This is a genomic window from Proteus vulgaris (assembly GCF_016239305.1).
Taxonomy (GTDB): domain Bacteria; phylum Pseudomonadota; class Gammaproteobacteria; order Enterobacterales; family Enterobacteriaceae; genus Proteus; species Proteus vulgaris_C.
The window spans coordinates 1-25,159 of the sequence record NZ_JAEHOQ010000030.1 but is presented as its reverse complement, the minus strand read 5'-3'; the positions used below and the strand labels follow the sequence as shown (position 1 = coordinate 25,159).

The 25,159-nt window shown below is 38.3% G+C and carries 17 protein-coding genes and 1 pseudogene; 10 read left to right on the top strand and 8 right to left on the bottom strand.

Annotated elements, in window-relative coordinates:
• Positions 1 to 121 precede the first annotated feature (121 nt).
• Together metH and JEP40_RS17110 are read left to right on the top strand one after the other, a co-directional pair.
• Positions 122 to 3,799: a methionine synthase gene (gene metH / locus JEP40_RS17115; RefSeq protein WP_198624534.1), complete on the top strand. Its 3,678-nt coding sequence runs from the start codon at positions 122 to 124 to the stop codon at positions 3,797 to 3,799.
• A gap of 133 nt (positions 3,800 to 3,932) precedes the next feature.
• Positions 3,933 to 4,511 (top strand): hypothetical protein, encoded by a 579-nt coding sequence (locus tag JEP40_RS17110; protein WP_232799342.1) that lies wholly within the window; start codon positions 3,933 to 3,935, stop codon positions 4,509 to 4,511.
• Between the two features lie 69 nt (positions 4,512 to 4,580).
• Here JEP40_RS17110 and JEP40_RS17105 read toward each other — a convergent pair whose 3' ends face one another.
• Together JEP40_RS17105 and lysC are read right to left on the bottom strand one after the other, a co-directional pair.
• Positions 4,581 to 5,396, bottom strand: a complete 816-nt coding sequence (locus tag JEP40_RS17105; protein ID WP_198624532.1) for a hypothetical protein — start codon at positions 5,394 to 5,396, stop codon at positions 4,581 to 4,583.
• Between the two features lie 141 nt (positions 5,397 to 5,537).
• Positions 5,538 to 6,917 (bottom strand): lysine-sensitive aspartokinase 3, encoded by a 1,380-nt coding sequence (lysC, locus tag JEP40_RS17100; RefSeq protein ID WP_198624531.1) that lies wholly within the window; start codon positions 6,915 to 6,917, stop codon positions 5,538 to 5,540.
• Between the two features lie 265 nt (positions 6,918 to 7,182).
• On the opposite strand from lysC, the gene pgi reads away from it, so the two are divergent.
• The 3 genes from pgi (at position 7,183) to ubiA (ending at position 10,446) form a co-directional block, all read left to right on the top strand.
• Entirely contained in the window at positions 7,183 to 8,829 is a 1,647-nt protein-coding gene (pgi, locus tag JEP40_RS17095; protein ID WP_198624530.1) for a glucose-6-phosphate isomerase, read from the top strand.
• Between the two features lie 224 nt (positions 8,830 to 9,053).
• Complete coding sequence (gene ubiC / locus JEP40_RS17090) at positions 9,054 to 9,563, top strand: chorismate lyase (RefSeq protein ID WP_198624529.1); 510 nt, start codon at positions 9,054 to 9,056, stop codon at positions 9,561 to 9,563.
• 28 nt (positions 9,564 to 9,591) lie between these two features.
• Complete coding sequence (gene ubiA / locus JEP40_RS17085; RefSeq protein ID WP_198624528.1) at positions 9,592 to 10,446, top strand: 4-hydroxybenzoate octaprenyltransferase; 855 nt, start codon at positions 9,592 to 9,594, stop codon at positions 10,444 to 10,446.
• A gap of 103 nt (positions 10,447 to 10,549) precedes the next feature.
• On the opposite strand, the gene plsB is transcribed toward ubiA, so the two are convergent.
• Positions 10,550 to 13,033, bottom strand: coding sequence for a glycerol-3-phosphate 1-O-acyltransferase PlsB (gene plsB, locus JEP40_RS17080; protein ID WP_198624527.1), 2,484 nt, complete (start codon positions 13,031 to 13,033; stop codon positions 10,550 to 10,552).
• Positions 13,034 to 13,163: 130 nt separating this feature from the next.
• On the opposite strand from plsB, the gene JEP40_RS17075 reads away from it, so the two are divergent.
• Together JEP40_RS17075 and lexA are read left to right on the top strand one after the other, a co-directional pair.
• Positions 13,164 to 13,535, top strand: coding sequence for a diacylglycerol kinase (locus JEP40_RS17075; protein ID WP_198624526.1), 372 nt, complete (start codon positions 13,164 to 13,166; stop codon positions 13,533 to 13,535).
• Positions 13,536 to 13,662: 127 nt separating this feature from the next.
• Entirely contained in the window at positions 13,663 to 14,274 is a 612-nt protein-coding gene (lexA, locus tag JEP40_RS17070; protein ID WP_036934582.1) for a transcriptional repressor LexA, read from the top strand.
• Positions 14,275 to 14,379: 105 nt separating this feature from the next.
• On the opposite strand, the gene zur is transcribed toward lexA, so the two are convergent.
• From zur to ssb1, 5 genes and pseudogenes are all read right to left on the bottom strand, one after another.
• A complete protein-coding gene (gene zur / locus JEP40_RS17065) occupies positions 14,380 to 14,910 on the bottom strand; it encodes a zinc uptake transcriptional repressor Zur (protein WP_088494416.1) in 531 nt (176 codons plus the stop codon).
• Between the two features lie 217 nt (positions 14,911 to 15,127).
• On the bottom strand, positions 15,128 to 16,471 hold the full coding sequence (locus tag JEP40_RS17060) for a DNA-processing protein DprA (RefSeq protein WP_198624525.1): 1,344 nt from the start codon (positions 16,469 to 16,471) through the stop codon (positions 15,128 to 15,130).
• The gene (locus JEP40_RS19295) at positions 16,468 to 16,818 is read right to left on the bottom strand and encodes a ComF family protein (protein ID WP_420094345.1); all 351 of its coding nucleotides are present in this window, start codon (positions 16,816 to 16,818) and stop codon (positions 16,468 to 16,470) included. Before JEP40_RS19295 ends, JEP40_RS17060 begins: the two co-directional genes overlap by 4 nt.
• Positions 16,793 to 17,449 (bottom strand): annotated as a pseudogene (locus JEP40_RS17055) (DEAD/DEAH box helicase); the annotation flags it as partial. The pseudogene JEP40_RS17055 and the gene JEP40_RS19295, both read right to left, overlap by 26 nt.
• Positions 17,450 to 18,071: 622 nt before the next feature.
• Complete coding sequence (ssb1, locus tag JEP40_RS17050; RefSeq protein ID WP_198624524.1) at positions 18,072 to 18,602, bottom strand: single-stranded DNA-binding protein SSB1; 531 nt, start codon at positions 18,600 to 18,602, stop codon at positions 18,072 to 18,074.
• Between the two features lie 252 nt (positions 18,603 to 18,854).
• Between ssb1 and uvrA the strand changes: the two genes are divergently transcribed.
• The 3 genes from uvrA (at position 18,855) to JEP40_RS17035 (ending at position 25,075) form a co-directional block, all read left to right on the top strand.
• Positions 18,855 to 21,689 carry an excinuclease ABC subunit UvrA gene (gene uvrA, locus JEP40_RS17045; protein WP_198624523.1) on the top strand — a complete coding sequence of 945 codons (2,835 nt, stop codon included), beginning with the start codon at positions 18,855 to 18,857 and terminating at the stop codon, positions 21,687 to 21,689.
• A gap of 640 nt (positions 21,690 to 22,329) precedes the next feature.
• Complete coding sequence (locus JEP40_RS17040; RefSeq protein ID WP_088494419.1) at positions 22,330 to 23,661, top strand: amino acid permease; 1,332 nt, start codon at positions 22,330 to 22,332, stop codon at positions 23,659 to 23,661.
• Positions 23,662 to 23,725: 64 nt separating this feature from the next.
• Positions 23,726 to 25,075, top strand: coding sequence for a serine dehydratase subunit alpha family protein (locus tag JEP40_RS17035; protein ID WP_198624522.1), 1,350 nt, complete (start codon positions 23,726 to 23,728; stop codon positions 25,073 to 25,075).
• The last annotated feature ends 84 nt before the right edge of the window (positions 25,076 to 25,159 follow it).

Below are 25,159 nucleotides of genomic sequence, written 5' to 3'. Positions count from 1 at the left end.
GTGAAAATCTCTCATCTTCGTCTTAGAAATCTTTGCAAAAAGATATGGTAGGATAAAAAAACAACGAAATAACAATAAAGAAAAACAAACACAAAAGCATTCTCGATTAAGAGGAAACAACGTGGCAAACATAAAACAACAACTGGTGGAAGCATTAGGAAAACGTATCTTAGTACTTGATGGTGCAATGGGTACGATGATCCAGCAGTATCAACTTACAGAAGCCGATTATCGAGGTGAGCGTTTTGCTGATTGGAACTGTGATGTTAAAGGGAATAATGACCTTTTAGTTTTAACACAACCTCAAATCATTGCAGACATACATGATGCTTATTTTCAAGCAGGTGCTGATATTGTTGAAACCAATACCTTTAACTCGACGTCCATCGCGATGGCTGATTATCACATGGAGTCGCTCTGTTTTGAGCTGAACGAAGAAGCCGCAAAACTAGCTAAAGTCAGTGCAGATAAATGGAGTACGTTAACACCTGATAAACCTCGCTATGTAGCGGGTGTTTTGGGGCCAACAAACAGAACGGCATCAATATCTCCGGATGTTAATGATCCGGCTTTTCGTAATGTTTCATTTGATAAGCTGGTGGTGGCGTATCGAGAAGCAACACGTGGGTTAATTAAAGGCGGTGTTGATTTAATTATGGTCGAAACTATTTTCGACACACTAAACGCGAAAGCGGCTATTTTTGCGATTAAATGTGAGTTTGAATCACTCAATATTGAATTACCTGTGATGATCTCTGGCACTATTACAGATGCTTCAGGAAGAACCTTAACGGGTCAAACAACAGAAGCGTTTTACCACTCCTTACGTCATGCCGATGCGCTCTCATTTGGTTTAAACTGCGCGTTAGGCCCTAAAGAATTACGCCAATATATTCAAACACTTTCACAAATTTCTGAAACTTATGTCAGTGCTCATCCTAATGCTGGTTTACCTAATGCGTTTGGAGGCTATGACTTAGATGCTCAAGAAATGGCTGAGCAAATTAAAGAGTGGGCGCAAGCTGGTTTTCTCAATATTGTGGGGGGATGTTGTGGAACAACACCTGCACATATTCTTGCAATTTCACAAGCAGTAAAAGGTATTGCCCCAAGAGTATTACCTTCCTTGAAAAAAGCATGTCGTCTTTCAGGTCTTGAGCCATTAGTGATTGATGAGAACTCACTGTTTGTGAATGTAGGAGAACGAACCAATGTCACAGGCTCAGCCAAATTTAAGCGCTTGATAAAAGAAGGCAATTACCAAGAAGCATTGGACGTTGCACGTCAGCAAGTTGAAAACGGTGCTCAAATTATCGATATCAACATGGATGAAGGCATGTTAGATGCGGTTGAAGCCATGACACGTTTTCTCAATCTTATTGCTGGTGAGCCTGATATTGCCAAAGTTCCGGTGATGATTGACTCTTCAAAATGGGAAGTGATTGAAGAGGGCTTAAAATGCATTCAAGGCAAGGGAATTGTTAACTCGATTTCTATGAAAGAAGGAGAAACTCCTTTTCTTGAACATGCTAAATTAGTGCGTAAATACGGTGCTGCTGTTGTTGTTATGGCGTTTGATGAAGTGGGGCAAGCGGACACTCGAGAACGTAAAATTGAAATCTGTCGCCGAGCTTATCAATTATTAACAGAGCAAGCAGGTTTTCCACCGGAAGATATTATTTTTGATCCTAATATATTTGCTGTCGCAACAGGAATTGCAGAGCATAATAATTATGCTGTTGATTTTATTGAAGTCTGTGCAGATATTAAATCTCAACTGCCTTATGCTTTAATTTCTGGTGGGGTATCTAACGTTTCATTCTCATTTCGGGGTAACGATCCTGTTCGTGAAGCTATTCACTCTGTTTTTCTTTATTACGCCGTAAAAAATGGTATGGATATGGGGATTGTGAATGCAGGGCAACTTGCCATTTACGATTCATTGCCTGATGAGCTACGTAATGCCGTAGAAGACGTTATTTTAAATCGTCATGAAGAAAGTACAGATAATTTACTCGCGTTGGCAGAGCGTTATCGTGGAACGAAAAGTGATGAACAAAACCATCAACTTGCTGAGTGGCGACAATGGGATGTAGAAAAACGTCTAGAGTACGCCTTAGTAAAAGGGATCACCGAATTTATTGTTGAAGATACGGAAGCTTGTCGTCAACAAGCATCAAGCCCAATTGAAGTTATTGAAGGACCACTGATGAATGGTATGAATACAGTGGGTGATTTGTTTGGCGAAGGAAAGATGTTTTTACCTCAAGTTGTGAAATCAGCAAGGGTGATGAAACAAGCCGTTGCTTATCTTGAACCTTATATTCAAGCGACAAAACAAGCAGGCACATCCGCTGGTAAAATTTTACTAGCTACCGTAAAAGGGGATGTCCACGATATCGGTAAAAATATTGTGGGTGTTGTTTTGCAGTGTAATAACTATGAGATTATTGATCTGGGCGTGATGGTACCTTGTGATAAAATCTTGCAAACTGCGATTGACGAAAAAGTCGATATTATTGGCCTTTCAGGTCTCATTACCCCGTCACTTGATGAAATGGTGAATGTGGCTAAAGAGATGGAAAGGCGAGGTTTTTCGTTGCCATTAATGATTGGTGGAGCAACAACCTCTAAAGCGCATACCGCCGTAAAAATAGAGCCAAATTACAGTCATCCTACCGTTTATGTACAGAATGCATCACGTACAGTAGGGGTTGTCGCAGCTCTGTTATCTAATACACAAAAAGCAGACTTTGTTGCTAAAACCCGGCGCGAATATGAAGTGGTACGCCAGCAATATGCTAGAAAAAAACCACGTACACCGCCAGTCTCTTTAGACATTGCGCGATCCAATGCACTCAAAATTGATTGGCAAAATTATACGCCACCTAAACCGAACCAACTTGGGGTGCAAGAAATTACGGCAAGCATTGATGTGTTGCGTGAATATATCGACTGGACACCTTTCTTTATGACGTGGTCTTTAGCAGGAAAATATCCGCGTATTTTAGAAGATGACGTGGTAGGGGAAGAGGCAAAACGGGTATTTGCTGATGCGAATGCGATGCTGGATAAATTAAGTCATGAAAACTTGCTCATACCTAAAGGTATTATGGGGATCTTCCCTGCTAATCGTCTTGGTGATGATATCGTGATCTATCAAAATGAAAGCCGACAGTATGAATTATTGCACAGTTGCCATTTGCGTCAGCAAACAGAGAAAAAAGAGTTTCCTAACTACTGTTTAGCGGACTTTATTGCTCCCGTAGAAAGTGGTGTTCCTGACTATTTCGGTGCTTTTGCTGTAACAGGAGGGCTAGAAGAAGACACGCTCGCCAATGCTTATGATAATGCCCATGATGATTACAATAAAATTATGGTGAAAGCATTATCAGACCGTCTTGCTGAAGCTTTTGCTGAATATCTTCACCAGCAAGTCAGAACTAAAATTTGGGGCTATAGCGCTGATGAAAACCTTTCTAATGACGAGCTTATTAGAGAGAAATATCAAGGAACACGACCTGCACCAGGATATCCTGCCTGTCCTGAACACACAGAAAAAGCTAAAATTTGGCAACTGCTTGATGTTGAAAATCGCATTGGGATGAAGCTAACAGATACTTATGCGATGTGGCCTGGTGCTTCAGTATCCGGTTGGTATTTTAGTCATCCTGAAAGTAAATATTTCGCGGTTGCTCAAATTCAAAAAGATCAGGTTGAAGATTACGCAAAACGGCGAGGGATGAGTGTCAGTGAAGTTGAGCGTTGGCTAGCGCCTAATTTAGGGTATGGATCTTAATTTGTCTTTATTCTAAGATCTCAACAATATAATAAATACAGAGGGGATAGTAATATCCCCTTGTTATTTCCTCTCGCAGTTCCCATTAAAGGTGTATAAGCTATAAGCCTGTATCAGAAAAAAGGACATGACGATGAGTTATACTTTGTATCTTCAGAAAACTCCACCTGCTGGCACTGAAATACCTTTCCCTTCTTTAGTGAAAGGAAGCTATCCATTAAATGAAGTGTTAATTAATGCTTTTTTAAATCTGATGCAATTAACAGGAAGTTTAGATACAGAGGCAATTTTAGACGAAAAAGCATTTGATAAAATTTGGTTGAAAGCCGAAATGACTCCAGCACGAATCGAAGAAGTGGGTGATTACATATATCAGCAGATCCCGACTACTCCGGAGCCTCTTGAAGAAGAAATCATACTATTTAAGCAGGCAATGAAAGAAGAAGAGGCGCTATTAGCAAAAGAAAGTGAGAAAGACGGCAATATCCCAATCCATAAATTTGCTACTAATGATGGTTGGATAGTCACACCAAAAGAGTGCGAAATAATTGCTGCTACACTTACTGTTAAATTGCTGGAAGATAACCGAGTTTTTGTTGAAAAAATTGCGAAGATGTCGCATCTAGCTCATCGTTCTTTAGAAATCGCTTTAATTGATTTTGGTAAATTTAATCAATTTGCTAAGAAATATGGTGGTTATCGGGTTTATTAATTTATTAAAAGATAGGCTTCTAAAAAGAAGCCTATTAGAAAAATTTAATTTTTTATTTAAAATTAAGGATTAATTAATTTGTAAGTTCATTTCTTTTAGTTTATCTAGATGATGGTTTAGTATATCTAAAATTTTATCATCAGATAATTTAAAATGCCTATCATTAAGTATGTCTAATTCTTTTTCATATCTGTAAGTAATATTATTTGTCATTTCAATAAATTTATTTAGATTGTTATTATATTCTTGAAGTCCTTTTATATATTGCCTGAGTTCAGTCAGGTTCGTTAAATTTTCATTTTTAATTTCATGGTTATTTATTTTATCAAGAAGTTCGGATTTGTATTTTTTATATTCATTTATTTTTTTAGGGATGTTTTTACCATCAATATCTTTAATTTCTTTTGTTATTTCCTGAAAGCATTGATAATGAGCATCAATGACTTCTTTTAATTTCTCGTTGGCCCCTTTTATTTTATTAAATAATTCTTCTTTAATTTCCAAAAGAGTTTCTTTTTTACTTACTTCACTTTCTTGACTTGTTTTTTTTATATGTTCTTTTTCAAGTTTATTTAGTAGTGTGTTGTATTGTCCTATTACAAAAATATCTTTGTTTTTACACATGTTATTTATTTTTAACATTGATTCAAAACATTGTTTATCTAATGAAGTATTATCTTTTATATTATTAGAAAAAATCTTTTTTAGCTCAATATCTTTTAAAATAGAGATTGTATTTTTCTCTGCTGTTGTATAAGTCTGATTTGAGTTTTCGATCGAAGAAAGCCAGTTTTTTATTTTTGTTAAAGTAGGATCTGCTTTAGTTTGGGTTATTTTTTCTGCATTGCTTTTTATAAAGTTACAAAGATTATCATAAATTTTCATTTTTATTACTCCATTAATAGAATTAGATTTTGATTCTAATTATTCTTAAATGAAGTTCTTTAAAGCTTACACCATTACAGCAATAAAGGTTGAATTTTGAGAGAGATAAAAAATTATCCCTCTCTTTTCAGTAGCGCTTTATTAAAACAATGTATCATGCAATTTACGCACAATATTATCCGCATCTTTACCATCAACTAATAAACATAAATTATGGGTACTTGCGCCATGGCTTATCATACGAATATTGTAATCTTCTAATGCGCCGAAAATTTTTATACCTAAACCATTTACCTGTGAAAGCGAGTTACCAATCACGGCAACTAATGCCAAATCTTCTTCTACTTCAACACGGCATAATGCAGAAAGCTCAGTCAATAATGCATTGGTTAATAAACTACCTGATGAATTTGTTGTACCCGTAGTATCGAGGGTTAAAGCAATACTGACTTCAGATGTTGTTATCACATCAACCGAAATATGATGGCGCGATAAAATAGTAAAAATTTCAGCTAAGAAGCCACGCGCATGAAGCATTTTTAGGCTATGTAAAGTAAGCAACGTTTGTTTTCTACGTAGTGCAATTGCACGGAATACGGGAGGATTTTCTGTTTGGGTACAAACTAAAGTACCACCTTCTTCTGGTGCTTTACTTGAACCAACAAACACCGGAATACCACTACGAACGGCAGGTAATAATGTAGCAGGGTGTAAAATTTTAGCGCCAAAGGTAGCCATCTCTGCCGCTTCATCAAAGGCGATTTGATCAATACGATGCGCCTCTGGCACTATTCTTGGATCCGTGCTGTAAATACCGGGTACATCCGTCCAGATATCAACACGAGACATTCCTAGTGCTTCACCAATAAGTGCAGCCGTATAGTCACTTCCACCACGTCCTAGGGTAGTCGTTCTACCTTTTGGCTCTTGACCAATAAAACCTTGTGTGACAATAACCGTTTCTTCTAGACGAGGTTGAATAAGACTTTGTGTGAGTCCAGTTAATTGCACCATATCTGGCTCAGCGTGACAAAATAGATCGTTCGTTTTCATCACTTTTCTAACGTCAAACCAATCCGCTTGTATGCCTTTTTCACGCAGTAACTCAACAAAAAGCAAGGTTGACATTAATTCGCCATGACTTACAAGTTCGTCTGTTAATGCATCAGAAGTCGCTAATGCAGCTGCTTCAGAAAGCATCTCAATATTTTCAAGCAAGCGGTTTATTTCTTGAGAAATAATTTCTGGCTGAGAGAGTTGATTGATAATCGCGTACTCAATATCACGAACTTGTGAAAGTAAAGTTTCTCGTTGTGAAGTTTCAGTACCTGCTGCAAGTTCAATCAGTAGATTAGTGATCCCAGCAGATGCGGAAAGGACGACGACACGAACTGACTTTTGTTTCAGGATAATATCTGCACATTTTTCCATTGCTGAATAGTTAGCAACACTGGTGCCACCAAATTTAGCGATAGTGTATGGCGATGATGAAGATGAAGGCGTAGCAGTATTATCAGTCATTGTCGTATTCCTTTAGGCAAAAATGAGATGTTGGACACAATTAGGAATATCGGTTATTAAGTAGAGAGTCAATGCAGAGTGAAGAATAATCAATTTAATTAATAATCAGCTCCACATTATCGGTTTTACCTATGTAAGTAATTAGTACTAGATTTATTGATTGCTTTTGACCAATATCATCAAATGAGAAAGAATTGACTGTAACTATTAAATGTCAGGCTACAATCTGAGAATATTGGATTGTAATCTTAAGAGAGTATTGTGAATGAAAAATGTAAACCCAACTCAAACCCTAGCTTGGAAGGCATTAGAAAACCATTTTTCGGTTATCAAAGATACCGATATGAAAACGCTGTTTGCTCAGGAGCCATCACGGTTTGAGCAATTCTCAAAAATGTTTTCAGACCAAATTCTAGTGGATTTTTCAAAAAACCGAATTACGAAAGAAACATTAGATAAATTGCAGGCTTTGGCTAAGGAATGTGACGTAGAGGGTGCGATAAATAGCATGTTTGCGGGTGAAAAAATCAACCGTACTGAAGATCGTGCTGTATTGCATACTGCATTACGTAATCGTAGCAATACTCCGGTCATCGTTGATGGCAAAGATGTTATGCCAGAAGTCAACGCAGTACTGAATAAAATGAAAAAATTCAGTGAGCGTATTATTAGTGGTGAATGGAAAGGTTATACAGGTAAAGCAATTACTGATGTTGTAAATATTGGTATCGGTGGATCTGACCTCGGCCCTTATATGGTAACAGAAGCATTACGCCCGTATAAAAACCACCTTACTATGCATTTTGTTTCGAATGTTGATGGTACACATATTGCCGAAACACTAAAAAAATGTGATCCCGAAACTACATTATTCTTAATTGCGTCAAAAACATTCACAACACAAGAAACCATGACAAATGCGCATTCAGCAAGAGATTGGTTCTTAGCGTCAGCGAAAGAGAGTATTTTTGTCGCTAAACATTTTGTCGCATTATCTACGAATAGCACTGAAGTTGAAAAATTTGGTATTGATACTGCCAATATGTTTGAGTTCTGGGATTGGGTTGGTGGCCGCTATTCATTATGGTCAGCAATTGGTTTATCTATCGCACTATCTGTTGGTTATGACAATTTTGAGCAATTACTGGAAGGTGCTCATGCTATGGATAACCACTTTAGAACTGCTGATGCTGAAAATAACATCCCAACAATCCTTGCACTGATTGGCATTTGGTATAACAATTTTTTTGGCACAGAAACTGAAGCGATTCTGCCATACGATCAGTACATGCATCGTTTTGCTGCTTACTTCCAACAAGGCAATATGGAATCAAATGGTAAGTATATTGATCGTGATGGAAACAAAGTCAGTTACCAAACAGGGCCTATTATTTGGGGGGAACCTGGTACAAATGGTCAACATGCGTTTTATCAACTGATCCATCAAGGCACAAAAATTATCCCTTGTGACTTTATTGCCCCAGCCATTAGCCATAATCCATTATCTGATCACCATGCAAAATTGATGTCTAACTTCTTTGCTCAAACAGAGGCGCTCGCATTTGGTAAAACACGTGAGCAAGTCGATGCAGAATTTGCCGCAGCTGGAAAAGATCCTAAAGCGATGGGTTATGTTGCACCTTTCAAAGTATTTGAAGGTAATCGTCCAACCAACTCTATTTTATTAAAAGAAATTACACCTTATTCATTAGGTGCATTAATTGCTATGTATGAACATAAAATCTTTGTACAAGGTGCTATTTTCAATATCTTTACCTTTGACCAATGGGGTGTTGAATTAGGTAAACAGCTTGCTAATCGTATCCTTCCTGAATTAAAAGGTAAGGAAAGTGTTAACAGCCACGATAGTTCAACAAATAACCTGATTAATCATTACAAAGCATGGCGTTAATCCGAATAAACTTAATATAAGTAGTTGGTTAGATACAAAGGAGGTTTTTATGGCCTCCTTTGTTTTTTTGAATGTTTCGTGCTCAATCTGATTTTCTTTTAACGCTTTTTTAGATTATTTATGCGAAATGTTATCAGCTTTTAACTTCCCTTAGTCACATCATGATATCCTTGATATATCATGACTCACACAAGCTAGGATCATCAACGCGTGATGATGAAATAATGTTCAAAAAATCAATAATTACCCCTGCTCCTATCCATTGGTTGCCCAGTGAGGAACATGAAAACATTAAAGAAAGTACATTAAGTTGGTTAATGGAATTAGGTTCAATGACACGACGGTTTGAACAGCATTGTCAAAAAGTCACTGTGATGCCTTATCAAGAAGGGTTTGTTGACATTATTGAGCCCGCTGACGAAAAGGCATGTTTACCGGAAAGTCAGCGTTATTGGTTAAGAGAAGTGGTATTGTGTGGTGATAATGTGCCTTGGTTATTAGGGCGAACATTAGTACCAGAAGAGACACTGACAGGTGAAGATAGAAAACTGGTCAATTTAAGAACCGTTCCTCTTGGACGTTATCTGTTTCAGGAAACAACCTTAAGCCGTGATTTTATTCATATCGGGCAACAAAATGAGTATTGGCTACGCCGTTCTCGTTTCCAGCTTTCAGATAAACCTTTATTATTAACCGAGGTATTTCTACCTGCATCACCAGTGTATGAGAAGTAATTAGGGGGAGCTAAAATTGGAGGGAAGTATGACGCACAATAAATGGCAGGCATATAGCCGTTTAATGCGTATAGATAAACCTATCGGAGCGCTATTATTACTTTGGCCAACTTATTGGGCTTTATGGATTGCTGCTAAAGGTTTTCCTGATTGGCATATTCTGATTGTCTTTACTATTGGCGTGTTCTCTATGCGTGCCGCTGGGTGTGTAATAAACGACTTTGCTGACAGAAAAATTGATGGCAGCGTTGAACGAACTAAAAATCGACCATTACCTAGTGGGGCTGTGACAGAAAAAGAGAGTAAAATTTTATTTATTGTATTGGTTATATTGTCATTTGGATTGGTACTCACACTCAATACGATGACAATTTGGCTCTCTGTAGCAGGACTTGCACTAGCATGGTTTTACCCCTTTGTTAAACGCTTTAGTAGTCTACCTCAGCTTATTTTAGGTATGGCCTTTGGCTGGTCAATTCCAATGGGTTTTGCTGCCGTTTCTGAAAGCTTACCTTTAGTATGTTGGCTATTATTTCTTGTTAATATTGTCTGGTCGGTGATTTACGATACCCAATATGCGATGGTTGACCGCAATGATGATATAAAGATTGGCGTAAAATCTACTGCTATTTTATTTGGTCGTTATGACAAAATTATTATCGGTATTCTACAACTGATGATGTTGGCGCTACTTGTTGGCATTGGTGTTCTACTGAACATGAAAGGCATCTATTATTGGTCGATATTACTCATTACCGCACTCTTTATCTATCAACAAAAACTGATTGCAGAGCGTGAAAGAACACCCTGTTTTCAAGCTTTTATGAATAATAATTATGTTGGTTTTGTTTTATTTGCAGGTATTTTATTTAGTTATTTCTAAGGTATCGTAAGCGCTAAGCTATCATCTACAATTGAGTAGAAACAAAAAGGGATAAGCATAATGCTTATCCCTTTTCTATTACAAATAATGGCGTTATGACCGATTAATTATCAGCTTTAGGCTCACTTTTTTCATTAATTATCTGTGCTGAATTGTTATCTTCAGTGACACCGACGCTCTCAATGGTTAAGCGAATTTCTGGTGACATTAGTTTTGCAATTACTTGGTAAAGAGCAGATGCATCTGCTTTTAGGATATCTTCGTTATCGTTGAGATAGCCTTCTTCACGCAGCGTTGAAACTAAGGTAGAGAATACTGCTTTATCAAAGAATTCAGGTGCGTTGATACCATGTAATACAGAAAGACGTTGTGCCAATATACGGCTCTCTTTTTCCAATAATGCACGACTAATTTCAGGGGCAAAATTGAGTAAAGACAGCGTAATACCATAACGTTGTAATGTTTCTCTGACACTCGCTGCTAAAAGCTGTAATGGACGAATACGCGCAGGATTAATACGTAGTAAGCCATCACTATCACAACAAATTAGACGCTGACGACAAAGTTCTGCAATCAAAGTATTAATGACTTCAGGTAGCTCTTCTTTCTCATAGCGAATAAATAATTCTGCTTTAACCAGAGGGAAGATTAATTCAACCTGTTTCATTAAATCATCACGATGAATTTTTTCATGATGCAAGATGATGCTAGCAATTAACGATGGAGTAACCATTAAGTGGATTGTGTTATTACGGTAATAAGTCATTAATACCGCACTTTCACGAGGAAGTACCACAATATCACCCAAGCTGTCTTTTTCGACTAGGAATTTATCTGATTGCAGAGCATGTTCTAATAATGCCTCAGCATTTTTATCAGACACAATCATGTCAGTCGAATAAGGTACATTGCGTAATAATTGCAGATAACAATCGACTTGTTCTAACAGTTGCTCTCTAGTAAGTGCTCGCTGACGTGATGCCAACAGTGCCGTTGATACCAAGTTAATTGCATTGATTGAAGCCGCATTATTGATATGAACCATAATATTGTCAGCCAGTGCGCTTACTGCTGGGTTTAACCAACTTGGGCGCTGTGGCTCAATAGGGTCAATATCATCACGCCACTGTGGAACCGCTTGATTTAAGTATTGCGCAACAGAGATAGGTTCGCCAAAGTTAACATAGCCTTGGCCAAGGTTACGTAATTTACGTAAACCCCTCACCATCTGCATAAAACCCTCTTTCTCTTTTGTTGCACCACGTAATTCTTTGGCATAGGTTGCCACTTCCATAACGTGTTCATACCCAATGTAAATAGGAACAACAGAGATAGGGCGTGTTTCACCACGTAACATTGCTTGTACAGTCATTGAAAGTGTCCCTGTTTTAGGATCTAACAATCGACCTGTACGCGACCGTCCACCTTCAACGAAATATTCAATAGAGTAGCCTCGTGTAAATAGCTCACCTAAATATTCACGGAAAATGGTGGAGTACAGCTTGTTACCTTTAAAGGTTCTTCGGATAAAGAAAGCCCCTAAACGGCGAAAAATCGGACCTGCTGGCCAGAAATTAAGGTTAATACCCGCGGCTATATGTGGCGGAACTAAGCCTTGATGATAAAGAACATAGGAAAGCAGTAAGTAGTCCATGTGGCTACGGTGGCAAGGTACATAAACAATCTCATGCCCATCTTGTGCGAGTTTACGTACACGTTCGGCATTATAGACGTTGATACCTTGATAGAGCTTATTCCATGTCCAACTTAATACGCGATCACTAATACGCACTGCTTCATATGAGAAATTAGCTGCAATTTCTTCCATGATATCAGTGGCATTTTTGCGCGCTTTATCCAGTGAGATTTTTTTCGCTTTTGATTCATCTTCAATTGCTTTTTCAATGGCTTTCGATGAAAGCAATTTATTGAAGAGATCTTGACGTGCTGGTAATTTCGGACCAACAGCGGCTAAACGCTGGCGAGAAAAGTGAATACGCGCAACGCGTGCGAGTTTTCGGGCTATACTGGTGTCAGTACCGTGTTCATTCGCCATTTCACGCATTGATACAGTGGGTGAAAAACGAACAAAGCTATCACGACCTAACCAGAGGATAGCGATAAATTTTTGGATACCATTAAGCACACGTAAATGTGGTACGCCATTATGGCCTTCACGGCCAGGAGAGCGACCAAACATCACGGAAACCGGCAACATCTCAATATCAAGGTGCGGATTATTACGATGTGCATCAAGATAAGCGTGGAATGTTTTCACGGAATCTTTACGAGGATCGGGCGAGTAGTAACGGAAGACTCTTGGGCCGTCATCAATAAAGACGTACGCAGGGAGCTTCGTACCGCCTATCTCAATGGGTTGCAGTGGATCAGGCAATCCTAAAGATAAACATTGCTGCCTTAATGTCAGTAAGTCTGCTTTTGAATGATAAGGCAGCACATAAAGGAAAGATCGCGACGTATCCAACCCTAATTCAGTGATAGGATCAGTCGGAACTCGTTTACTTTTTACCAATAATTTTAGTGGTAAATTCAATGTGTTATAATATAGTTTACGCCAAGCTGACATAAATAGTTGTAGCCTCTTATTAGCAATACTTCGAAAGCATAACAGAAAGTCTTTCGTAGATCTGTGGTGCTGTGACAATATTAATAGAGAAAAGTGGCAAAATAATCGTTTGTTTTCGATAGAGTTTATTATGGCTAATCAAAATAAAGGTCTTACCCGAATCATCAAAGCTGGTGGCTATTCATACAAGGGCATTCGTGCCGCTTGGATTAATGAGGCCGCTTTTAGACAAGAAGCAATTGTGACCTTGGTGGCAATTATCCTTTCATTTATCATAGATGTCAGTGGTCTAGAGCGCATTTTACTCATTGGTTCCGTTGTATTGGTTGTGATCTTGGAACTGGTAAATAGTGCAATAGAAGCGGTTGTCGATCGAATTGGATCTGAATACCACGAATTATCCGGACGTGCAAAAGATATGGGTTCTGCCGCTGTTCTCATTGCTATTATATTGGGATTATTTACTTGGGTAACCATTCTTTGGGGGCATTTCTTCTCATAAAGTTAAAAAATTCGATTTTTGTCGAAAAATAATCCAAAGATGCGTGTTTTATATTCATTTAAGGTTTCAAATCGTCATATACCTGTATATACTCACAGTCTGACTGTATAAACAAACAGGGGGCGGAATGAAAGCATTAACTGCAAGGCAGCAGCAGGTTTACGATTTGGTTCGTGATCACATTTCGCAAACGGGTATGCCACCAACACGGGCTGAAATAGCTTCCCAACTTGGGTTTCGCTCACCAAATGCGGCAGAAGAGCACTTAAAAGCTCTTGCTCGTAAAGGCGTGATAGAAATTATCTCTGGTGCATCTAGAGGTATCCGTTTGCTAATGGAAGAAGAGCCGGAAGGATTGCCATTAATTGGGCGAGTTGCTGCTGGTGAACCACTTTTAGCGCAAGAGCATATTGAAAGCCATTATCAAGTTGACCCAATGCTATTTAAACCAAGTGCAGATTTTTTATTGCGCGTTAATGGTATGTCGATGAAAGATATCGGTATTATGGATGGTGACTTACTTGCTGTGCATAAAACACAAGATGTTCATAACGGGCAAGTGATTGTGGCACGTATTGAAGATGAAGTGACAGTAAAGCGCTTTAAGAAAAGCGGTAATAAAATTGAGCTTCATGCTGAAAACCCAGAGTTTTCACCTATTATCGTCGATTTACGCGAACAAAACTTTACTGTTGAAGGTTTAGCAGTAGGGGTTATTCGTAACGGTGAATGGCTGTAATTTGTACCAAAGTAAGTCAATACAACTTATTTTATAAAGATGCAGATGATGTGTAAAAACACAAAATCATCTGCATTTTTTATTTGTAGGATTGCAGTGATAAAATCAACGAGGCTTATAGTCGCCGGTTTTTTTCTGCTTAAGATTATCATCCATACTGTGATCATGATGACAACCTTCAGGATGTGTACACTCTTGTGCTTCATGGCACTGTGAACACAATCCATGAATTTCGATGACGCTATGTCGTAAATGAAATCCACTCTCTTTTGCCAGTAATGAAATCGCATCTTCGATTTTATGACTATTCTTTTCAGTGACAGATAAACAACGGTCACAAATTAGCATTACTGACGTATGTTCAACATCATCAAAATGATGACAAAGTACATAACTGTTGGTGGATTCTATTTTATGGATAAATCCTTGCTCAAGTAAAAATTCTAACCCGCGATAGACTGTTGGTGGTTTGGCTTGTGGTTCAACTTGGCGTAATAAATCCAATAAATCATATGCGCTGATAGCAGAAGGTTGCTGCATTATCAGACGTAATACTGCCAGACGTTGTGAAGTCAGGCGAACACCTCGTTTCTGGCAGATCTTTTCTGCCTGAGCGAGCAATTTCTCTTCATTCATGGGGATAAGATGCTCTCAGACGTTATTAATAATTAAATATTACCATAATTTAAAAAAGTTAGCCTTTGTACAAAGTGGGATTTTGGGAAAAGAAAGAGAGTAAGGTATTAAAGTAGAATAATGATCTTTTTAACGATAATACCAACTCAACTGACTAAATGATTTATAGTCGTTTATTGAATCTGAGCGTTTTAGTTATGGAAATAATGAAGTTCTTTTATTTTTCACTTTCATTTTTAATTTGGTAACGAATAGGACGATTTAGTTTTTTTACTAAACCTTCTTCTTTACTACGTTTTAGCCATTCATTTAGTTGTGTTTTATGAAGCTGTGTATTTTCCATAAGTACATCGATAGTAATGGGTTCTTTAGCTAAGCGTTGTAGTTCGCTAATAAATAACTGGTAAAAGTCGATTGGTATCGTGGAGCTTGCATCATCTTCGATAAATTGCTTAGTACTTATTTCACTTTTTGTTTGAATATCATCGATGATAATGTTGTGATCTTCGGTATTGATAATATTTTTTTTCGACACAAAGGTGTTATGAGTAAATAAGTCAGACTGCGTAGGTATGGGGAAGAGCTCAGCCTGTTCTTCTTTTATGTAATCTGTTCTTTGATATTCATTTTTTAGTAACTGATTAATTTCAAAAGCTGATAAGTCGTTTTCTAACCAGCGACCACCTTTAGCTACTAAATCAGCATTAGCTGCATCTTGGTCTGTTGTTTGTTTAACCCACAATGGTACCCATGCTTTTTTTAGGTTTTCTATTGCGCCATTGAGAGTTCCCCCTTTTTTTCCTGAGTGGATCACTAAGGAACTGTCAGCTAAGCAATAGATATATTTATTTCTAGACATGGCATTGCCGACGTTGAATCCAGATTCAGGATAAAAGGGAGATAACAAAACGGTATGTCCTTCCATAATGCTTTTTCGCCATCGCTGACTGGTTGCTGCTTTTAGCAAACTATCAGCCATGACACCGATAACTATACCACCTTGTTTAATCGCACCTAGCATTGCTGTTTCATCAACACCGCGTGCACCACCAGAAATAATAGCAATATTTTCTATTGCTGCTTTCATACCCACTTGGTCAGTGAAGGTGAGATCAGATGAATTCGCATTTCGTGAACCGATAACGGCTAAACCACTTGCATTCAGTAATGCCTTATTGCCACACCCAAATAATACAGGAGGTGAGTCTGTTTTCAGCCTTTGTTTTAAGCGCCATGGGTATTCTGGATCAGAACGAGTTACTACCCAAAGACCGGCACGTTGCCATTTTTCCATGGATAAAGCGAGACTATGACCACGATTAAGTAATTTAATAATTCTTTCTGCGCTGATATGCGCGTCATGCCAGTTTTGCAACAAGGTTTTTGGATCAGTAACAAGTAGATCGGCTGGTGTGATGGATCTCTCTTTTAACCACAAAGCAAATCGCCCCCATTCCGTATTGGTCAGAGGCTTCACATTTTCATCACTGTTTTTTGTAAAATAGCTAGTTAACAGTAAAGTTGCTTGTGCTGTGGATGATAATAAACTGGATACATTCATGAATCTTTTACCGTAGAAGAAGCCAAAGCTACGGGATAGATTACATCACTGCCTTCTAACTGCAAGAGTGCTGCGATAACTGTTAGAGTCCAACCAGAGTCTATAATATCATCGACTAATAAGACAGGCTGTTGTTTGTAGACTTCGTTTACAGAAAAAACGCCATCGAGATTACGACATTGATGGAACCGATTTTGCTGTTTCTTTTGGGGCTGATTATCTTTAACTTTACTAATAGCGTCTACAAAGGGGAGTTCTAAACGTTGAGCTAATCGACGAGCGAAATCAGGTACTAATTCAGGATGTTTAAGTGATGGTACGCAACAAACCCATTGCGAGACTTTCACGGATAAGTGAACCTAGATAGATTTGAATATTACCTAGTTGATTTTTAATATCGTCAATAACACGATTATTGGCAGTTGCTGTTGTGCCTAATATAGGTGTATTGGGAGGTAATTGGCGAAGAATATGGACTATACGACGATAATCTGGCCTAAAATCATGTCCCCAGTCAGAAATACAATGAGCCTCATCAATGACCATTAAGGCAATGTGATCAGCAATTGGCCGCAAAACAGTTTCAATAAAGTTGTCATTGGCTAAACGTTCAGGTGAAATCAGCAAACAGTCTATTTCATTATTCAACATTCGTTGAGTCACCGACTGCCATTCTTCTGTATTGGTGGAATTCATTGTTTCAGCGACAATACCTAAGCGCTTTGCTGATTCAATTTGGTTGCGCATCAATGCTAAAAGAGGCGAAATAATAATAATTGGTCCCATTCCTTGGTCCCGAAATAGTTTAGTACTAATAAAGTAGACTGAGCTTTTACCCCAACCTGTACGTTGCACTACTAGAAGTTTTTGACGATGATTAACTAATGTATCAATTGCTTCCCATTGTCCATCACGAAACTCTGCATTAGGATCGGCTAGCGCTGTTTGTAATAATTGTTGAGCATGATTTCTATTCATTATTACTATCACTCCTTGATATTAGCCGTTTATCGGTTTAAGGAATATAGGACTTAAATAAGAGAGTCATAGCCCAGTAATAGCATTTTTGATAGTCGGCATGAGATTATTTATGAGGCAATTTTTTTATTAATATCGAAAGGATATTGAATTTAATATATAGGATTTGAAAGAGAGATCAAGTAAGAAATATATTTGGATAGATTAAGAATTAAATAGATATTTTATAATAGAAATAGTTAGCGAGATAAATTATAACTTATTGATTATATTTAATTATTATTTTCGAGTTGGTTTTATGATTCTATTAGGTATAAATACCTTTGTTTACTATTAATTATTTGAGCATCATTTTTTTAAATTATCTTATCGTTTGGATCTAACTAAAACCAATTTAGATGTTTCTATATTTCTCTGTAACTCACTAATATATATTTGATTTAAATCCTATTTCATTATTATAAATATATGCATAGTATTTAAATAACAGTAAGTAGTAAATATTCTAAAATTTACTATAAATCATTATGTAATAGATAAAGCTGAATTATATGAATTTAACAATGACTAACTTGACGTATCAAGTTAGTCATTTGATTTTTTTTAAATAAAAATTTTACATTTAGAACGGAATATCATCATCAAAATCCATTGGCGGTTCATTGCTTGGTGCTGGAGCCGCTGCTGGTTGTTGTTGCGCTGGGCGAGATTGCGCACCACCGCTAAATTGTTGTGATGCTTGAGGTTGTTGTGGTTGACCCCAACCGCCTTGACCGCCTTGTGAAGGTGCGCCATCTTGACCACCACGGCCACCTAGCATCTGCATTGAGCCACCGATGTTAACAACAACTTCAGTGCTATATCTATCTTGACCACTTTGGTCTTGCCATTTACGTGTTTGTAATTGACCTTCGATATACACTTGTGAACCTTTACGCAGATATTCGCCTGCAATTTCAGCTAATTTGCCGAAAATTACCACACGGTGCCACTCGGTTTTTTCTTTCATTTCACCGGTTTGTTTATCGCGCCAGCTTTCTGATGTTGCCAGTGTTAAGTTGGCAACTGCACCGCCACTTGGCATATAACGGATTTCTGGATCCTGCCCTAAATTACCGATAAGAATAACTTTGTTTACGCCTCTGCTCGCCATGTGAGGTACTCCTGCGAAAGTAAATTTTTTGAAATCATAAGCGAATAAGTTTATCACGTACGCTAAAATTTGAATATGACGTGTGATGAATTTCTCAATTGTGAACATTGTCGATATTTTTTTGTCTCAAAATGACAGGTTTACATCATCATTCAATTTCACTATATATACTGTATATCCATTCAGTTAACTTTGTGTCATAATTATCCGATTATTTCTTTTTCGGCGACTCTCTCAATCCGGGATATATTCATGGATAAAATCGAAGTACGGGGCGCTCGCACCCATAATCTAAAAAATATCAATTTGGTCATTCCTCGCGATAAACTTATTGTTATTACAGGACTTTCAGGCTCAGGTAAATCCTCTTTAGCCTTTGATACGCTTTATGCAGAAGGGCAACGACGTTATGTTGAATCACTTTCTGCTTATGCTCGTCAGTTTCTTTCGTTAATGGAAAAACCTGATGTTGACCACATTGAAGGTTTATCTCCCGCTATTTCGATTGAACAAAAATCTACATCACATAACCCTCGTTCAACAGTAGGAACAATTACCGAAATACATGATTACCTACGTCTCTTATTTGCGCGTGTTGGTGAGCCTCGTTGCCCTGATCATGATATTCCATTAGCGGCACAAACGGTCAGTCAAATGGTCGATAATGTGCTTGAACAGCCTGAAGGCAAGCGTTTAATGCTGTTAGCACCAGTGGTGAAAGAGCGTAAAGGTGAGCACATTAAGCTACTGAATAATCTTTCAGCTCAAGGCTATATTCGTGCACGTATTGATGGTGAAGTGTGCGATCTTTCTGATCCGCCTACATTAGAATTACAGAAAAAACATACCATTGAAGTGGTGATTGACCGTTTTAAAGTACGTGACGATCTCGCTCAACGTTTAGCGGAATCTTTTGAAACCGCGTTAGAGCTTTCTGGCGGTACTGCTGTTATCTCTGATATGGATGATAACAATGCAGAAGATATTATTTTTTCTGCGAATTTCGCTTGTCCTATTTGTGGTTATAGCATGAGCGAGTTAGAACCTCGTTTATTCTCTTTTAACAACCCGGCAGGGGCTTGTCCAACCTGTGATGGTTTAGGTGTTCAGCAATTTTTTGATCCTGATTTAGTGATCCAAAACCGTGAGATCTCTCTTGCAGGTGGTGCAATTAAAGGATGGGATCGTCGTAATTTCTACTATTTCCAGATGCTACGTTCACTGAGTGAACATTATCATTTTGATGTTGAAGCGCCATTTGATTCCTTGCCTGATAATATCCAAAAAATAGTTTTAACTGGCTCAGGTAAAGAGAATATCGAATTTAAATACACTAACGATCGAGGTGATGTCGTTGTTCGTCATCACCCTTTTGAAGGTGTATTAAATAATATGGAACGCCGTTACCGTGAGACTGAATCAAGCGCGGTGCGTGAAGAACTTTCTAAGTATATTAGCAACCGTCCTTGTGCGTCGTGTGGTGGTACGCGTTTACGCCGTGAAGCTCGCCATGTGTATGTTGAAAATACGGCGTTGCCTGAAATTGCAGATTACAGCATTGGTCATGCCATGACCTTTTTCCAAAACTTAAAACTCAGTGGACAGCGAGCGAAGATTGCAGAAAAAGTGTTAAAAGAAATTAGTGATCGACTGAAGTTTTTGGTCAATGTTGGCTTAAATTATCTCACGCTTTCTCGTTCAGCTGAAACATTATCTGGTGGTGAAGCGCAGCGTATTCGCTTAGCGAGCCAAATTGGTGCAGGGTTAGTGGGCGTTATGTATGTATTAGATGAACCTTCTATTGGATTACATCAACGAGATAACGATCGCCTGCTTGAAACATTGATCCACCTGCGTAATTTAGGTAATACCGTGATTGTTGTTGAGCATGATGAAGATGCTATCCGTGCCGCAGATCATGTTATCGATATTGGCCCTGGTGCGGGTGTTCATGGTGGTGAAATTGTTGCTCAGGGTACACTTGAAGATATCATTAATAATCCGAATTCATTAACAGGCAAGTTCTTAAGTGGTGAGCGTCGTATTGCTATTCCAGAGCAACGTGTTCCTGTTGATCGAGAAAAAATGCTGACCATTCTTGGTGCAAAAGGCAATAACTTAAAAAATGTAAATTTGAAATTACCAGTAGGCTTATTTACCTGTATTACGGGGGTATCAGGCTCAGGTAAATCAACGCTTATCAATGATACGTTATTTCCTATTGCGCAACGCCAATTAAATGGTGCTACAACTATCGTGCCTGCGCCTTATTTAGATGTTGAAGGTCTAGAGTATTTCGATAAAGTTATCGATATTAACCAAAGTCCAATTGGCCGAACTCCTCGTTCAAATCCAGCAACCTATACTGGCGTTTTTACACCTATTCGTGAGTTATTTGCAGGTGTTCCTGAATCTCGTACTCGAGGTTATACGCCTGGTCGTTTCAGTTTCAACGTAAAAGGTGGGCGCTGTGAAGCTTGCCAAGGTGATGGTGTATTAAAAGTTGAAATGCACTTTTTACCGGATGTGTATGTTCCTTGTGATCAATGTAAAGGTCAGCGCTATAACCGTGAAACCCTTGAAATTAAATATAAAGGGAAAAATATTCACGAAGCTTTGGATATGACTATCGAAGAGGCAAGGGAGTTTTTTGATGCTGTTCCTGCACTGGCTCGTAAGCTACAAACATTGATTGATGTTGGGCTGTCTTATATTCGTTTAGGACAATCTGCGACAACGTTATCAGGTGGTGAGGCACAACGAGTTAAGTTAGCGAAAGAGCTATCGAAACGAGGGACTGGGCAGACACTATATATTTTAGATGAACCAACAACAGGGCTTCATTTCGCTGATATTGAACTGTTACTCGACGTTTTACACCAGTTACGTGATCAAGGTAATACGATTGTGGTGATTGAGCATAACCTTGATGTCATTAAAACCGCAGACTGGATTGTCGATCTCGGCCCTGAAGGCGGAAGTGGTGGTGGACAAATTTTGGTATCGGGTACACCTGAGCAAGTTGCCGAATTTGAAGGTTCACATACCGCGAGATTCTTAAAGCCAATCTTAGAGCGTGGTTATTAGTACTAGAGTATTTATTCCTTTATAATCTAAGCGCTACAGATAATAAACCCTTTATTGTTTGTAGCGTTTTTTTCAATAGAATTTAATTCTATTGAAAAAGTATTCTCTTTTCACTATTCACTTCTTTATGTATTTTTATCTTATTAATTCCCATTTTTATAAAAAAATAGATCAAATAGTTATTTGTGCTGTTTTGTAACGTAATTTTAACTAAATACGATATAACAAAGCTAAATAGAAAAGATTATCATAGTATATCGTGATAGACAGCACAGTTTATTTGGTGATTTGTTTCAATTGTTATACTTGACTGTTTTTGTATAACAATGAGTATTTTTTATTATTAATCAATTGGTTGGTTGTTTATTGAGGTTACAATAGAGGGAAGGTTATTATTTACTATGCTCTTTGAACAGATAATCCTATTTTTCTCCTTAAGAGAGAATTTTTTTCCAAATCATTTCAGGCCATCACGATTTATAACAACTTTTTTCTCCGTAATATTCCCTATCATTTACTCATAATAAATAACGCCTGCAAAGAATAAGGTTATTTTGATATCGCAACGTTAGATAGAGCTTTTTTACCCCCAAAATTCGTTTTGCTATTAACAATTACAATATAAAAAGTGAGTACTAATATGGAAACGGCTTCCTCAAAAACAGAGACCACAAGCTATCCCGCAACTAGTGCTGGCGCTCGCCGCGCAGGTATGACTGAACAAGAATGGCGTGCGGCTATTAAATTCGACGGCAATGATGTGGGCTGGGTTATCATGAGTATCGGTATGGCTATTGGTGCAGGTATTGTATTTTTACCTGTACAGGTAGGCCTGATGGGATTATGGGTTTTCCTACTATCCTCGATCATTGGTTATCCTGCTATGTACCTTTTCCAACGCTTATTTATTAATACGTTGGCTGAATCTCCTGAGTGTAAAGATTACCCAAGCGTTATCACCGGCTATCTCGGTAAAAACTGGGGTATTTTATTAGGTGCACTCTACTTTGTGATGTTAGTCATTTGGATGTTTGTTTACTCAACAGCAATCACCAATGACAGTGCTTCTTACCTACAAACATTTGGTGTTACTGAAGGTTTACTGTCAGAAAACCCATTCTATGGTTTGATCCTGATTTGTGCCTTAGTTGCTATCTCTTCTCGTGGTGAACAATTACTGTTTAAAGTATCAAGCTTTATGGTACTGACTAAACTATTTGTTGTTGCTGCGTTAGGGATCTCCATGATTGGTATGTGGCATCTTTATAACGTGGGTGCATTACCACCGGCAGGACGTTTAATTAAAGAAGCAATTATCACTTTACCTTTTACACTAACTTCAATTTTATTTATCCAAACATTAAGCCCAATGGTTATCTCTTACCGTGGTCGTAATAAAAACCGTGAAGTTGCTCGTCATAAAGCACTACGTGCAATGAACATCGCTTTCGGTGTGTTGTTCTGTACTGTTTTCTTCTATGCAATCTCATTCACATTAGCAATGGGTCATGATGAAGCTGTTAAAGCCTATGAACAAAATATCTCAGCATTAGCGATTGCTGCGAAATTCTTCCCTGGCGGTTGGGTAACAGTTGTTAGCGTTATGCTCAATATCTTTGCCGTAATGACTGCATTCTTTGGTGTTTATTTAGGTTTCCGTGAAGCGACACAAGGGATTGTGATGAATATTCTCCAACGCTATATCCCAGCTGAAAAAATCAACCAAAAATGGGTACAAAATGGCATCATGATTTTTGCTGTGTTACTGGCATGGGGTGCCATCATCCTTAACGCACCAGTGCTGAGCTTTACGTCAATTTGTAGTCCAATCTTCGGTATGGTGGGTTGCCTTATTCCTGCATACTTAGTGTACAAAGTACCTATGTTACATAAATACAAAGGTGCGTCACTTTACCTGATTATTTTTACCGGTTTACTGCTCGTTATCTCTCCGTTCTTGGCATTCTCATAGTCGCCAACTTCGGTTCCAGTTAGGAGTTGTTTTTAAAAACTAAATTAATCCAAGGTGTTAGATTATGAGCCAGAACAAAAATTCTCATTTATGGTCACAGTTTGTTCGTCAGTTACGTGAAGGTGTTAAACCTGCAGTAGGTTGTACAGAGCCAATTTCATTAGCACTGGCAGCGGCAAAAGCAACCGCACTTTTAGGCGAGCCAGTTGTTCGTGTTGAGGCTTGGGTTTCACCAAACTTAATGAAAAATGGAATGGGCGTAACCGTACCTGGAACGGGAATGGCTGGGCTTCCGATTGCAGCCGCGCTGGGTGCAACGGGTGGAGATCCTGATGCAGGGCTGGAAGTCTTGCTAAAGGCTTCCAAGGAAGCAGTTGCTCAAGCTAAAACACTGGTTGCTGAAGGTAAAGTCACTGTTGGTGTGAAAGCACCGTGTGAAGACGTTCTTTATTCTGAAGCAAAAGTGTATGGCCAGTCTGGTTATGCGATTGTCAGTATTGCAAGAGAGCATACACATGTTGTTCGTTGTGAATGTAATGGTGACGTTGTTTTTGAGGAAGATAAAACAGCATTTGCCAATAATTGTGAATGTACTGATGAAAAACCTTTTACTGATGTTTGTGCTGAAGATATCTATAACTTCGCACTTAATGTACCTGTGAGTGAGATTGAGTTTATGCTCAATGCTGCCCATTTAAATGGTGCATTATCAGAAGAAGGGCTAAAAAACACCTATGGATTAGCAATTGGTCGTACATTAATTCTGCAACAAGAGAAAGGTTTGTTAGGTAAAGATTTACTTAATGAAATCATGATCAGGGCATCAGCAGCTTCTGATGCCCGCATGGGTGGTGCGGTATTACCTGCAATGAGTAATTCAGGCTCAGGTAATCAAGGGATCGCAGCAACATTACCTGTTATGGTTGTTGCTGAATTTATCCATGCTGATGATGAAACTTTATTGCGTGCGTTAGTTTTATCACACTTAATGGCGATTTATGTTCATAGCCATTTTCCACCTCTTTCTGCTCTTTGTGCTGCAACCACAGCGTCAATGGGGGCTGCTGCAGGAATGGCATGGTTACTGACAAAAGACTTCACCACAGTGAGTATGTCTATCAACAGTATGATCGGTGATATCAGCGGCATTATCTGTGATGGTGCATCAAATAGCTGTGCAATGAAAGTATCGAGTAGTGCAGCGAGTGCTTATAAAGCAGTATTAATGGCGATGCAAAATCAAAGTGTTGCGGGTACTGATGGTATTGTCAGTGACGATGTTGATAGTTCAATTGCAAATCTTTGTGCATTAGCCAGCCATGCAATGCAACATACGGATATCCAAATTATTGAGATCATGGAAGAAAAAGCGCGTCGTAATGCTGGGGAAAAGAAGCAAGCTGTCAATATATAAAAGGTCAAACCTAAAATGACAGTAAATGTTGTTTTGCCATAAAAAAGAAATACCTGCTTATGAAAATAGGCAGGTATTTTTTAT

Bases quoted from the DNA above. Each gene is read 5' to 3' on its own strand.
- JEP40_RS17110 (WP_232799342.1), top strand. From the start codon at position 3,933: ATGAGTTATACTTTGTATCTTCAGAAAACTCCACCTGCTGGCACTGAA.
- JEP40_RS17105 (WP_198624532.1), bottom strand. From the start codon at position 5,396: ATGAAAATTTATGATAATCTTTGTAACTTTATAAAAAGCAATGCAGAA.
- lysC (WP_198624531.1), bottom strand. From the start codon at position 6,917: ATGACTGATAATACTGCTACGCCTTCATCTTCATCATCGCCATACACT.
- pgi (WP_198624530.1), top strand. From the start codon at position 7,183: ATGAAAAATGTAAACCCAACTCAAACCCTAGCTTGGAAGGCATTAGAA.
- ubiC (WP_198624529.1), top strand. From the start codon at position 9,054: ATGTTCAAAAAATCAATAATTACCCCTGCTCCTATCCATTGGTTGCCC.
- ubiA (WP_198624528.1), top strand. From the start codon at position 9,592: ATGACGCACAATAAATGGCAGGCATATAGCCGTTTAATGCGTATAGAT.
- plsB (WP_198624527.1), bottom strand. From the start codon at position 13,033: ATGTCAGCTTGGCGTAAACTATATTATAACACATTGAATTTACCACTA.
- JEP40_RS17075 (WP_198624526.1), top strand. From the start codon at position 13,164: ATGGCTAATCAAAATAAAGGTCTTACCCGAATCATCAAAGCTGGTGGC.
- lexA (WP_036934582.1), top strand. From the start codon at position 13,663: ATGAAAGCATTAACTGCAAGGCAGCAGCAGGTTTACGATTTGGTTCGT.
- zur (WP_088494416.1), bottom strand. From the start codon at position 14,910: ATGAATGAAGAGAAATTGCTCGCTCAGGCAGAAAAGATCTGCCAGAAA.
- JEP40_RS17060 (WP_198624525.1), bottom strand. From the start codon at position 16,471: ATGAATGTATCCAGTTTATTATCATCCACAGCACAAGCAACTTTACTG.
- ssb1 (WP_198624524.1), bottom strand. From the start codon at position 18,602: ATGGCGAGCAGAGGCGTAAACAAAGTTATTCTTATCGGTAATTTAGGG.
- uvrA (WP_198624523.1), top strand. From the start codon at position 18,855: ATGGATAAAATCGAAGTACGGGGCGCTCGCACCCATAATCTAAAAAAT.
- JEP40_RS17040 (WP_088494419.1), top strand. From the start codon at position 22,330: ATGGAAACGGCTTCCTCAAAAACAGAGACCACAAGCTATCCCGCAACT.
- JEP40_RS17035 (WP_198624522.1), top strand. From the start codon at position 23,726: ATGAGCCAGAACAAAAATTCTCATTTATGGTCACAGTTTGTTCGTCAG.